General features: G+C 47.3%; 13 protein-coding genes. 12 read left to right on the top strand and 1 reads right to left on the bottom strand.

Annotated elements, in window-relative coordinates; genetic code table 11:
• Positions 1 to 76 precede the first annotated feature (76 nt).
• The 11 genes from ACR8BL_RS16310 to ACR8BL_RS16260 all read left to right on the top strand — a co-directional run bounded on the left by ACR8BL_RS16310 (position 77) and on the right by ACR8BL_RS16260 (position 10,306).
• Positions 77 to 1,720 (top strand): anthranilate synthase component I family protein, encoded by a 1,644-nt coding sequence (locus ACR8BL_RS16310; protein ID WP_434748593.1) that lies wholly within the window; start codon positions 77 to 79, stop codon positions 1,718 to 1,720.
• Between the two features lie 49 nt (positions 1,721 to 1,769).
• Positions 1,770 to 2,348, top strand: a complete 579-nt coding sequence (gene pabA / locus ACR8BL_RS16305) for an aminodeoxychorismate/anthranilate synthase component II (RefSeq protein ID WP_434748592.1) — start codon at positions 1,770 to 1,772, stop codon at positions 2,346 to 2,348.
• 1 nt (position 2,349) lies between these two features.
• Positions 2,350 to 3,243, top strand: a complete 894-nt coding sequence (locus tag ACR8BL_RS16300) for an aminotransferase class IV (protein ID WP_434748591.1) — start codon at positions 2,350 to 2,352, stop codon at positions 3,241 to 3,243.
• Positions 3,240 to 4,106, top strand: a complete 867-nt coding sequence (gene folP, locus ACR8BL_RS16295) for a dihydropteroate synthase (protein ID WP_434748590.1) — start codon at positions 3,240 to 3,242, stop codon at positions 4,104 to 4,106. Before ACR8BL_RS16300 ends, folP begins: the two co-directional genes overlap by 4 nt.
• 125 nt (positions 4,107 to 4,231) lie before the next feature.
• Complete coding sequence (folB, locus tag ACR8BL_RS16290; RefSeq protein WP_434748589.1) at positions 4,232 to 4,594, top strand: dihydroneopterin aldolase; 363 nt, start codon at positions 4,232 to 4,234, stop codon at positions 4,592 to 4,594.
• 9 nt (positions 4,595 to 4,603) lie between these two features.
• Positions 4,604 to 5,152, top strand: coding sequence for a 2-amino-4-hydroxy-6-hydroxymethyldihydropteridine diphosphokinase (gene folK / locus ACR8BL_RS16285; protein WP_434748588.1), 549 nt, complete (start codon positions 4,604 to 4,606; stop codon positions 5,150 to 5,152).
• A complete protein-coding gene (locus ACR8BL_RS16280; protein ID WP_434748587.1) occupies positions 5,113 to 5,307 on the top strand; it encodes a helix-turn-helix domain-containing protein in 195 nt (64 codons plus the stop codon). The genes folK and ACR8BL_RS16280 overlap by 40 nt, the downstream gene beginning before the upstream one ends.
• A 131-nt stretch (positions 5,308 to 5,438) precedes the next feature.
• Positions 5,439 to 6,458 (top strand): tRNA dihydrouridine synthase DusB, encoded by a 1,020-nt coding sequence (gene dusB, locus ACR8BL_RS16275; RefSeq protein WP_434748586.1) that lies wholly within the window; start codon positions 5,439 to 5,441, stop codon positions 6,456 to 6,458.
• A 250-nt stretch (positions 6,459 to 6,708) separates the two neighbouring features.
• Positions 6,709 to 7,188: a transcription elongation factor GreA gene (greA, locus tag ACR8BL_RS16270; protein ID WP_090924651.1), complete on the top strand. Its 480-nt coding sequence runs from the start codon at positions 6,709 to 6,711 to the stop codon at positions 7,186 to 7,188.
• Positions 7,189 to 7,302: 114 nt separating this feature from the next.
• Positions 7,303 to 8,814, top strand: coding sequence for a lysine--tRNA ligase (gene lysS / locus ACR8BL_RS16265; protein ID WP_434748585.1), 1,512 nt, complete (start codon positions 7,303 to 7,305; stop codon positions 8,812 to 8,814).
• A 154-nt stretch (positions 8,815 to 8,968) separates the two neighbouring features.
• The gene (locus ACR8BL_RS16260; RefSeq protein WP_434748584.1) at positions 8,969 to 10,306 is read left to right on the top strand and encodes a TrkH family potassium uptake protein; all 1,338 of its coding nucleotides are present in this window, start codon (positions 8,969 to 8,971) and stop codon (positions 10,304 to 10,306) included.
• A 226-nt stretch (positions 10,307 to 10,532) separates the two neighbouring features.
• Here ACR8BL_RS16260 and ACR8BL_RS16255 read toward each other — a convergent pair whose 3' ends face one another.
• Entirely contained in the window at positions 10,533 to 11,123 is a 591-nt protein-coding gene (locus tag ACR8BL_RS16255) for a TetR/AcrR family transcriptional regulator (protein ID WP_434748583.1), read from the bottom strand.
• An 87-nt stretch (positions 11,124 to 11,210) separates the two neighbouring features.
• Here ACR8BL_RS16255 and ACR8BL_RS16250 point away from each other — a divergent pair, with 87 nt between their 5' ends.
• Complete coding sequence (locus tag ACR8BL_RS16250) at positions 11,211 to 11,753, top strand: hypothetical protein (RefSeq protein ID WP_434748582.1); 543 nt, start codon at positions 11,211 to 11,213, stop codon at positions 11,751 to 11,753.
• The last annotated feature ends 326 nt before the right edge of the window (positions 11,754 to 12,079 follow it).

Below are 12,079 nucleotides of genomic sequence, written 5' to 3'. Positions count from 1 at the left end.
CGGCGCTTTAGTATACTATCAAACAATAAGAACTATATAAGTTATATAGTGACACAGGAAAGGGCGGCGGGCCGCAATGACACACCTGATGACAACATATGCCGACTGGGAAGCGTGGGCTGGACAGGGCTGGAGAATGCTACCCTATATAATGAAGTTGGATGAGGGGCCGTATCATGGCGGTTTACCGTTGACGTGGGAAGCTGCATGGCAGCATGCATCTCCTAATGCAATCGTACTGGAGAATGGCAAAGGCGGAAGGTATACATTCCTCGGCTTAAATCCGGTGTCCATCGTTTCCGGCAAAGGGCTGGAAGCAACCATCCATGATTTGTTTCAAGGGACAACAAGGAAAGATCAGGGCAAGCCACTGGATGTGTTAAAAAGATGGACGGCACCTTACCGTGCACCCAAGGTTGACGGAGCACCTGATTTTGCAGGTGGGTGTGCGGGATACCTGAGCTATGATGTGGCCAGATCACTGGAGAAATTGCCAACAATGGCTGAAGACAATCCAGCTTTACCGGACTACTGGTGGATGCGATTTGAGGAAATATGGGCATATGACCACGAGCAGCAGGCTCTTTTCTGTATGGTACATGCAGAAGTGAACTCTAAGCCGCAGGATCAGGCCGGTCTACGCAGTTTCTATGCTGCAGCAGAGGCACGTGCGGTTGCAATGCAGCAACGATGGCTTCATATTATGGGTTTTGCCCAGGCAGAGGAGCAGCAGCAAGCGCTGGAACTCCGTCACAGGCAGGTTCATCTTGCACTGCGCAGAGAAGAGTCTGAGCGGGAAACAGAGGGATGGAAGACATCTTTCCCGCAAGAGGATTTTGAACAAGCTGTGCGCAAGGTACAGGAATATATCCGGCAAGGTGATGTATTCCAGGTTAATCTGTCACTAAGACATGAAAAAAAGCTTCAATCCAGCAGTGAGCATATCTACGAATGGCTGCGAATAGTGAACCCGTCACCTTATATGGGAATGCTCCGCAGTCCCGAATTTCAACTGGTCAGTGGATCACCGGAATTGCTTGTGAAAGTGGAGAATGGCAGAGTCAGCGCGCGTCCCATCGCCGGGACAAGAAGAAGAGGGCATGATGAGGCAGAGGATCAGGCAATGGCAGAAGAACTGCTTGGTAGTGAGAAGGAGCGAGCCGAGCACATTATGCTGGTTGATCTGGAGCGCAATGATATTGGACGGATTGCTGCGTACGGATCGGTTCATGTGCCTGAATTAATGACGATCGAAAAATATTCACATGTCATGCATCTGGTTTCACAGGTGGAGGGCAGATTGGCCGAAGGATTAACTGTATTTGATGTCATTGCCGCGACTTTCCCGGGCGGAACGATAACGGGTGCTCCCAAAGTTCGCACCATGGAGATTATTGAAGAGCTTGAACCGGTGCGGAGAGGGCCATACACAGGATCAATTGGGTGGATAGATTACAGTGGTAACATGGAGCTGAATATTGTCATTCGTACACTTGCGATCCAAGATGGGACTGGCTATGTTCAGGCTGGTGCAGGCATCGTTATTGACTCCGATCCATATCGTGAGTACAAGGAGTGTCACAATAAGGCCCGGGCAATGATGAGGGCTGTGAACTACAGTGAACGAGCTGATGCTGATGTTGATAAACAACCTAAGCAGGAGCAATCTCAACGAGAGCAGGAACCTTTTGAACGGAACGAAGCAGTTAATTTAAAATAAACATGGCATCTGCCGCAGTCTGCGGTGGAAGATGAGGAGGAGCAGACATATGATTCTGGTTATCGATAATTACGATTCCTTTACCTACAACCTGGTTCAATATCTGGGTGAATTGGGGGAGACGGTGGAAGTAAGGCGCAATGACGAGATCGATCTGGCAGGTATTGAAGCGCTGGCACCGAATCATATTCTGATCTCTCCAGGCCCATGCACACCGAATGAAGCGGGGATCAGCCTGGCAGTCATTGAAAAGTTTAAAGGCAGTATTCCCATCTTTGGTGTGTGTCTTGGACATCAGGCAATTGGGCAGGCGTTTGGAGGCAATGTCATTCGGGCAGATCGTATGATGCATGGTAAAACATCGGAGATGCATCATCAAGGTACATCGGTATTTGCTGGTTTGCCCTCTCCGTTCACAGCTACCCGTTATCATTCATTGATTGTGGAACGAAGCAGTCTGCCGGATTGCCTGGAGATTACGGCGGAGACAGCTGAGGGAGAGATTATGGGTCTGCGTCACAAAACATATGCGATTGAAGGTGTGCAGTTCCATCCCGAATCCATCATTACAGATCATGGCCATCATATGCTTCGTAACTTCTTGTCACAGCAAAAGGCGAACGTGTAACATGCAATATGCCGCGATTAACGGACAACTGGTTCAACTGGCGGCAGCCGTGGTTCCTGTAACGGATCACGGCTTTTTGTACGGGCTGGGGCTGTTCGAGACCTTTCGAACTTACCGTGGCATACCTTATCTTCTGGAACGGCATCTGGAGCGCATGGCTTCAGGCTGTGAAGAGCTGGGTATTCCTTTTACCATAACAGCAGCAGAAGTGACAGATTGGATAACCGGTCTGATGCAGGCAAATGGGCTTGAGGATGCTTACGTGCGTTACACGGTATCTGCTGGTGAAGCGCCGCTCGGATTACCTTCGGGGGATTATACAGATCCCACCCATATTGTACTGGCAAAAGCATTATCTGAACCATCTCCGACTCTGTATGAGAGGGGTAAAGTGCTCCAACGCCTGTCTACACTGCGTAATACGCCGGAGAGCCAAGTCCGGTTCAAGTCACTCCATTACATGAACAGTATATTGGCGAAACGTGAATTAAACGGTTGCGGTCAACATGATCAGCGAGTACTGGGAGCAGAGGGATTGCAGCTTACGAGGGACGGTTATATTGCGGAGGGCATTGTTAGTAATGTGTTTTGGGTACGAGAACGAGTCCTCTTCACCCCTTCGCTGTCCACCGGTATTCTGCCGGGTATCACCAGGGCGGTGGTGATGGAGCTTGCTGCGGAGCAAGGTATCACTTGCAGGGAAGTGCAGTCACCTTGGGAGGATCTTCAGCAAGCGGATGAAATATTTCTGACAGGATCGGTTGCCGAGATCGTTCCAGTGACAACCTTACGGGATCTGGACGGCACGGAGACTTCGGTCAGTCGCGGACATATTGGCCCGGTTACCTCAGCGTTGCTGCGTATTTACCGGGAGAAAGCGGGGTATACTTCATGACACTTACACCAGTCATCTATGAACGGAAATATGAATGGGGGCCAGCCTCAATTACGTTGGGAACCCGAACACAAATTATGGGCATTCTGAACGTCACGCCAGATTCATTCTCGGACGGCGGTCGATACAATAGTGTGGAGCGGGCTGTAGCTCATGCCAAACAGATGGTGGAAGACGGTGCTGATCTGATTGATATCGGCGGAGAATCCACCCGTCCAGGTTCAGATGTTGTCAGTGCGGACGAAGAGCTTCACCGGATTATTCCGGTCATTGAGGCTTTGCACGCAGAGGCACCGCATATCCCGATCTCGGTGGATACCTACAAGGCGGATGTGGCTCGTCAGGCGATTCAGGCTGGGGCTCACATCATCAACGATGTATGGGGAGCCAAGGCTGATCCGGAGATGGCGCGGACTGCAGCTGATCTGGGCTGTCCCATCATTCTGATGCATAATCGGCAGGCAAGGGACTACAGCGATTATCTGAATGATGTTGTGCGTGATGTGCAGGACAGCATTCAGCACGCGCTTGCAGCAGGTGTGCAGGAGCATCAGATTATACTGGATCCGGGCATCGGGTTTGTAAAGGATATCTCAGAGAATCTGCAGCTGATGTCTTCTCTGGGGCTGCTTGGTGAACTGGGTTATCCGGTGCTGCTCGCAACATCCCGCAAACGATTTATTCAGCATACGCTGGATGTTGGTGCGGACGATGCGCTGGAAGGCACAGCAGCAACGGTGGCATTTGGCATTGCCCAAGGCTGCCAATTGGTACGGGTCCATGATGTGAAGCCGATCCGGCGGACGGCAGACATGTGTGATGCCATGTTGTATCGTTCTCCAGGCTTGCGGAGAAGATCATAATGGGGGGCTTTGTGGCCCATCCATGTTGGAGCGAAGCGTTTTGATATAATAGAAAGTCAGGGAAGTCATACAAGCAATCAGCTCTCGACTTACATTGATATTTGAATAGAAGGCAGGCGAAATGGATGGACAGAATGGTTTTGCACCGCATGGAGTATTACGGTTATCACGGTGTATTTGCAGAAGAGCGGAAGCTCGGGCAACGTTATTACATCGATTTGGAGATTGATATGGATTTGGGTGAGGCCGGACGTAATGATGATCTGACCAAAACGATTAATTATGCAGAGATTCATGAACTGGTGAAGCAGATCGTCGAAAATAAATCATTCCAGTTAATTGAAGCGTTGGGTGAACATATTGCATCTTCTTTAATAGACACTTATACTATTATCAATGCATTGACAGTCAAGGTGACGAAGCCGCATCCACCATTTGATATTCATTTTGGAGGCGTAACCGTAGAGCTTCGCCGCTCAAGAAAGTGAGAACCGATCATGATTGCACATTCGACCTCTGAATCCTCAGAGGCTTATATTGCTTTAGGGGCTAATTTGGGTGACCGGGAGCAGACATTAATAGAAGCGTTAACGCTTCTGGATGCACATCCTCATATATCTGTGCTACGCTGTTCTGCGCTGTATGAGACGGAGCCGGTAGGGTATGTTGATCAGCCTGCGTTTTTGAATATGGCCGCTGCAGTTCACACAAGTCTGACACCGGAGCAGCTGCTCGCTGAATTGCTGAGTGTGGAGAACCGGCTTGGACGGGTTCGGGATATACGCTGGGGTCCGCGTACGGTAGATCTGGACTTGCTCTGGATGCAGGATGAGACGCGAGATACTGAACTGCTTCAACTGCCGCATCCCCGTATGGGAGAGCGGGCTTTTGTACTGGTGCCGCTGTCGGATATTGTTCCGCAGAGTGAAGCATCAGGCTTGCATACCTTTGTACACGCATCGTTGTCTGTACTGGATGGAAAGGATGGAATACAGCGTTGGAAAACATGCAATTGGCCAATCGAATCCGGGCATTCCGGAAGTTGAAAGGATTAACGCAGCATGAGCTTGCAGCCGGAACTGGCATATCTCTAGCCATTCTGGGAACGATTGAGCGAGGAAATCGCAAGGTGACACCACAGGAACTTGGCAAGATTGCGGGTGTGCTGGCGATTAGCATTGAGGAGTTACAGGGTAAGTAACGATTAGCAATGAACAACAACGTACAAACAGCAATGATTAAATAACAATGAGCACACTAAATAAAATTGAACCGTCAAGGATTGTGAAAACAGTTCGGACTTCAAATGGATAAAGAGGTGAAACAACAAGCATGCTTAAGATTGGCAATATTGAAATGAAGAATCAGGTTGTCCTTGCGCCGATGGCTGGCGTATGTAATCCGGCTTTCCGCCTGATTGCTAAAGAGTTTGGTACAGGTCTTGTCTGCGCGGAGATGGTGAGTGGCAAAGCCATTGTGCATGGCAACCAGCGGACGCGCGAGATGTTGTTTGTGGATGAACGCGAGAAGCCGCTCAGTCTTCAAATCTGGGGAGGCGATCGGGAATCGCTTGTTGAGGCAGCCAGAATCGTGGATAAGGAAACCAATGCAGATATCATCGACATTAACATGGGATGCCCTGTACCCAAGGTAACCAAGTGTGATGCAGGTGCGCGCTGGCTTCTGGATCCGAACAAAATCTACGAGATGGTATCGGCCGTTGTAGAAGCTGTTGAGAAACCCGTTACCGTTAAAATGCGGATCGGCTGGGATAACGAACACATCTATGTGGTTGAAAATGCTCTTGCAGTGGAACGTGCTGGCGGAAGTGCTGTCAGTGTACACGGTCGGACAAGAGAACAACTCTATACCGGTACTGCAGATTGGTCACATATCAAAAATGTCAAAGAGGCCGTCTCTATTCCTGTCATCGGTAACGGTGATGTATCTTCCCCAGAGGATGCCCGCCGTATGCTGGATGAAACCGGCTGTGACGGTGTGATGATTGGGCGTGCTGCACTGGGCAACCCATGGATGCTGTATCGCACGATTCAGTATCTGAGCTCAGGCCAGCTCCCTCCTGACCCGAATGCAGAAGAGAAGATTCGTGTAGCTGTTCTGCATATGGATCGTCTGATTGCACTTAAGAATGAAACGGTTGCTGTACGGGAAATGCGTAAACATCTGGCTTGGTATCTGAAGGGATTGAAAGGTTCGGCGCGAATTAAGGACGTTATTATGGAAGGAACCAAGCGGGATGAAATGGTGGGCATTCTAGAGAGCTTTGTGGATCAGTTGAAAGCCGAAGGCAATCTGGAATCTGAACCAGTAATCACTGGAAACGCTTCTTAAGAGGAGAAGAGTTTTAAAACGTTTACAGCCTCATGGAGTGTAACATTGACTTTTCGAGATCGTTCCCCTATAATTTCTCAGTATAAATTCGCCATGTGCGTTTGATAAATATAGAGCATCAGGAGGAATATTCTATTTCTCTGGAGAACTTCATATAGTTTTGAAGATGTATGCGGGCGGAGTTCTGTCATCAGCACTGATTCCGTTGCCGTACAATCAAATTATTCCCATGACAGGAGAATCGGTTGAGATGAGCGACAAGGAAGTTATCCTTACACCAGAAGGACTCAAGAAGCTGGAAGAAGAACTGGAAACACTGAAATCAGTGAAGCGCCGTGAAGTGGCTGAACGGATCAAAGTAGCCATTGGATATGGTGATATCAGTGAGAACTCCGAATATGAAGATGCGAAGAATGAGCAAGCTTTCATTGAGGGACGTATCATTACATTGGAGAAGTTGTTGCGTAATGCGCGAATTATCAACAGCGATGAAATCGATACCGATTCCGTAAGTGTGGGTGCAACCGTAACTGTAGAGGATTTGGAATTCGGCGATATCACGGAATATACGATTGTAGGTACTGCGGAATCTAATCCGCTTCAGAACAAGATTTCCAATGAAAGTCCTGTAGGTAAAGCCATTTTGGGCAAGAAAAAAGGTACAGTGGTTGATGTAAGTGTGCCTGCTGGCGTAATTCAATATAAAATTGTAGATATTAAAAAGCTGTAGTAACGAAGCAGTCAGGTACGGTAGACAAAAGCTTCCTTAGGGAAGCTTTTTTCAACATTACGGACAAGCGTGTAATCACGGGCTGCAATGTAAATAAGGAGATGAATACAGATCATGACGGATGAAGTCTTGAATCAGGAAACCGAACTTAGCGAGCTGTTACAGATTCGCCGCGACAAATTGGACGAGCTCCGCAAATTGGGAATCGACCCTTTTGGCCAAAAATACGTACGTACCGAAGAGGCCGGCTCCATTCTGAAGAAGTATGAAGAACTGACCAAGGAAGAGCTGGAAGAGAAGCACATCGAAGTCAGTATTGCCGGACGGATTATGGCGAAGCGGGGCATGGGTAAAGCAAGCTTTGCACATATTCAGGACCTGAGCGGCCGAATCCAGATCTATGTTCGTCAAGATAGCGTGCCAGAGGACAAGTTTACGGCATTTAGTCTGCTTGATCTTGGGGATATCGTTGGGGTATCCGGCGTTGTTTTCAAAACCAAAACAGGTGAGACTTCCGTTAAAGTAAAAGACTTGGAAGTGTTATCGAAATCACTCTACCCACTTCCGGATAAATATCACGGTCTGACCGACGTTGAACTGCGTTATCGTCAGCGTTATGTAGACCTGATCACGAACCCTGAAGTGCAGCAAACCTTCATTACCCGTTCGAAAATCATTCAATCCATGCGTCGTTACCTGGACTCCCATGGTTATCTGGAAGTGGAGACACCGACTTTGCATACCATCGCAGGTGGTGCAGCGGCACGTCCGTTCATTACACATCACAACGCGCTCGATATGGAATTGTACATGCGGATTGCGATCGAACTTCACTTGAAACGTCTGATTGTCGGCGGTTTAGAAAAAGTATATGAGATCGGTCGTGTATATCGGAACGAAGGTATGTCTACACGTCACAATCCGGAATTTACGATGATTGAACTGTATGAAGCGTATGCAGATTACAAGGATATCATGGCATTGACTGAAAACCTGGTAGCTCACATCGCACAGGAAGTACTTGGTACACAAGTGATTCAATATGGAGATCATGAAGTAGATCTTACGCCGCAATGGCGCCGTGTAACGATGGTGGATGCTGTTAAGGAAGTAGCCGGTGTAGACTTCTCCGTACACATGACAAATGAGGAAGCGCACAGCTTGGCCAAAGAGCATAATGTAAAAGTAGAACCACATATGACATTTGGTCATATTCTGAACGCTTTCTTTGAAGAATTTGTTGAAGAAACACTGATTCAACCAACCTTCATTATGGGACACCCGCTTGAAATTTCACCGCTGGCGAAGAAAAGCGATGCAGATCCACGCTTTACGGATCGTTTCGAATTGTTTATCGTTGGACGTGAACATGCCAATGCTTTCACCGAGCTGAATGATCCAATTGATCAGCGTCAGCGTTTTGAAGCACAGATGTTGGAGAAAGAGCATGGCAATGACGAAGCTCATGAGATGGATGACGACTTCATCCGTGCACTTGAGTATGGTATGCCACCAACAGGTGGTCTGGGAATCGGTATCGATCGTCTGATCATGCTCCTTACCAATTCCCCGTCCATCCGTGATGTACTGCTCTTCCCGCACATGCGTCCACGTACACAAGAGTAAATAAGGAACGTATCATTCGTTCATAATAGAAGAGGAACCTGCCACTTGATTCAAGCTTGGGCAAGTTCCTCTTTGGGTTTACATAGCAACTCAGAAGACATACAACGGGTCACCGTTGCTCACATTTTTATTTTGGTTAAAAGAGGTGCCCTTCATGAAGTTCAGGCTTCACATCGCCAGGTTCATATCTCCCCCGTTAATATTGGTTGGCGGGTTCCTGCTGATTATCTCTATTGGTACAGTTTTGTTGATGCTGCCGTTTTCCAATCAAAGTGGTACACATCTCGCCTTTATTGATGCTTTGTTTACAGCTACATCTGCGGCATGCGTGACTGGGCTGGTAGTGGTGGACGTAGGGACAACCTTCAATCTGTTTGGTCAGATTGTCATCATGATCCTTATGCAGCTTGGCGGACTTGGCTTTATGACTATGGCTACGTTGTTTGCACTTGTGCTGGGCAAACGTATCTCTCTTAAGGACAGGTTGTTGCTGAAAGAAGCCATTAATGCAGATAGCATGGAGGGGATTGTGCGGATTATCCGCAAGGTTCTGATCTTCTCGTTTACCATTGAAGGGGTGGCTGCAGTTATTCTGGCTTTGCGCTGGGCAACCGAGATGCCCTTTATGCAGGCAGTATACTATGGAGTTTTCCATTCAGTATCCTTGTTTAACAACGGCGGATTTGATCTGTTTGGCAACAGTTTTCAATATTATACAGGAGACTGGATTTTTAACATCACAGCTTCGATTCTGGTGATCTCCGGTGGGCTTGGCTTTGTTGTCCTGAATGACCTGTTTGAGTATCGCAAACGCCGCCGCTTATCTTTGCAGTCCAAACTGGTGCTATCTGTATCAGGTGCGCTGATCGGTATAGGTGCAGTGGTGCTGTTTATTTTTGAATTCACAAATAGTCATACGCTGGGTTCATTGACTTGGAGCGAGAAAATCTACGCATCGTTCTTCCAGTCTGTCTCTACACGTTCTTCCGGAACCAGTACCATTGATATCACGCAGATGCGGCAGGCAACTCAGTTTTTCTTTATTTTGCTGATGTTCATCGGTGCTTCTCCGGGTTCGACAGGCGGGGGGATCAAGACAACCACGTTTCTGATCATGATTGGGGCAGTCTATGCCATGATCCGTGGCAACAAAGATATCGTCTTTTTTCGTCAGCGCGTCCCAAAAGAGTTGCTGATGAGGGCATTGACTATCATTATGGTCTCCTTGATTATCTTCATGATTGTGGTGATGCTTCTGCTGACGACAGAGGATGCGCCATTCCTTTCACTCATGTTCGAAGCAGCATCGGCTATTGGCACGGTGGGGCTGTCGGTGGGCGTAACCCATGAGATGACCAATTGGGGCAAAATCATTATTACCTTCACCATGTTTGTTGGTCGGATCGGACCACTGACCATTGCATATGCACTTCGTCCACGTAAAGAGAAGAAACTGTACCGCCATCCAGAAGGCCGGATTATTATTGGTTAAAACAAAAAACGCAGGCATTCAGTATGTACTCCCTTATACAAAAAAATAGGGGTGACATTGAATGTACTGCGTTTTTTTATTTGCGATGGGGGCTACATGGATAGAGTTGAACTATGACAATCTGTCTGAGGCAGACCCTGGATCCTGCTGTGTGCGCACTTAGTGCCATTACTTAATATGCTTACGCCTGATTAACAATAGAGATGTTCAACCTCCGGGCAGTGTTCTATAGGCATAGAGAGGCCAGATGTAATGTGAGGGCTTCATCTATTAGATTGCCGTTCACCTGATCTGGTCTAAGTATCGCATGGATGGCCAAGCCATCAACGAGAGCATACAGTCTTTCGATCTCAAGTTCCTTATTTAGATCCGGTCTGAAGATGTTGGCCTCTACCAGTGAGGTAATAACAAATTCAACCGCTCGCCTAATATCATTATAGACAGTGTCAGCCAGCTTTTTGAGTGCAGGATCAGTTTTGGATTTGGCAGTAAAAGCGAACCAGACCTCCATTTCGGCCATTTTCTCATCCGTATTTGGCAGGAATTCAAGTAGTAACTGTTTCATATGTTCCATTGGAGGCCCATCAAAAGACATGCTTTGAATCCGGGAAGTCACCCGTTCTGAGACCAGATTCATTGCATATAACAGCAGCTCCGATTGGGTGGAAAAATAGTGACGCATGGAACCGACCGAGATGCCGGCCTCCTCTGCAATATTTCGTACAGAGGCTTGTTCCATACCGTTTCTTCGGATAATACGCCAAGCGGCCTCGGCCACAAGCACGCGTTGTTTATCATGATCTACGATTTTAGGCATGATTTTATTATATCATCATTGAATATTACAGTACAGATGTGTTAAAATAATTATAATACAGTTGTGCTATAATGAGGAGGTGTGGTTATGATCGCTTATTTTATTATTGCATGTGAGATCGCATTCTGGGTATTTGTTGCGGCAGGACTTAGTGTTAGATATATGCTGGGCATGAAGCGGCTGGGTTTGGCCTTGTTGGCAGCTACGCCAATTGTTGATGTCCTGTTGCTAGTCGCCACGGTTATAGATCTCCAGCGTGGAGCTACAGCAAGTATGGTTCATGGCATTGCAGCTATCTATATTGGGGTAAGTATTGCTTTTGGACATCAGATGATTGCTTGGGCTGACCGTTACTTTCAGTACTGGTTTAGAGGTGGAGAGAATCCCAGGAAGAACAAGCTATATGGGAGAGAGCATGCAAGGCGTGAGCGTATAGGCTGGTTCAGGCATTTTTTGGCATGGAGTATAGGGAGTGTACTTTTGTATATCATGATAAGGTGGATTGGTGATCCGGTACGTACAGAGGTGTTTACGGGTTTGATCCGAGTATGGGGAATGGTCCTGAGTATCGATTTTCTGATTAGCATGAGCTACAGTTTATGGCCGAGAAAGGCCGCTGTTAAAATTTAGGATAATGGAATATAGGATTTATGAGAGGTTTATTATGTATGATCAACATTCAATGCCTTTGCAAGAGGTTTTCTTTATGCGCTTGTGTAGTTCTGATTGTTCTTAAAAGCGACAATTAGGCTGTTTGGAAAAAATAAAAAAACACTTGCATTGTTATTCTGTACATGGTATATTCTAATTCCGGCCAAGAAAACATGGTTCACATGGTGAGGCAAGCAAATGAAAACAGGCTTCGAAAGAAACTTGAAAAAAGAGCTTGCAAAGTTGGTTAGGACATGATATGATATAAGAGTTACTGGAACAAATGAGTGACAGTGGCTAAACAA

The organism is Paenibacillus amylolyticus (genome assembly GCF_051136285.1).
In the GTDB taxonomy this organism is placed as follows: domain Bacteria; phylum Bacillota; class Bacilli; order Paenibacillales; family Paenibacillaceae; genus Paenibacillus; species Paenibacillus amylolyticus_F.
This window is presented reverse-complemented; position numbering and strand designations above follow the sequence as displayed.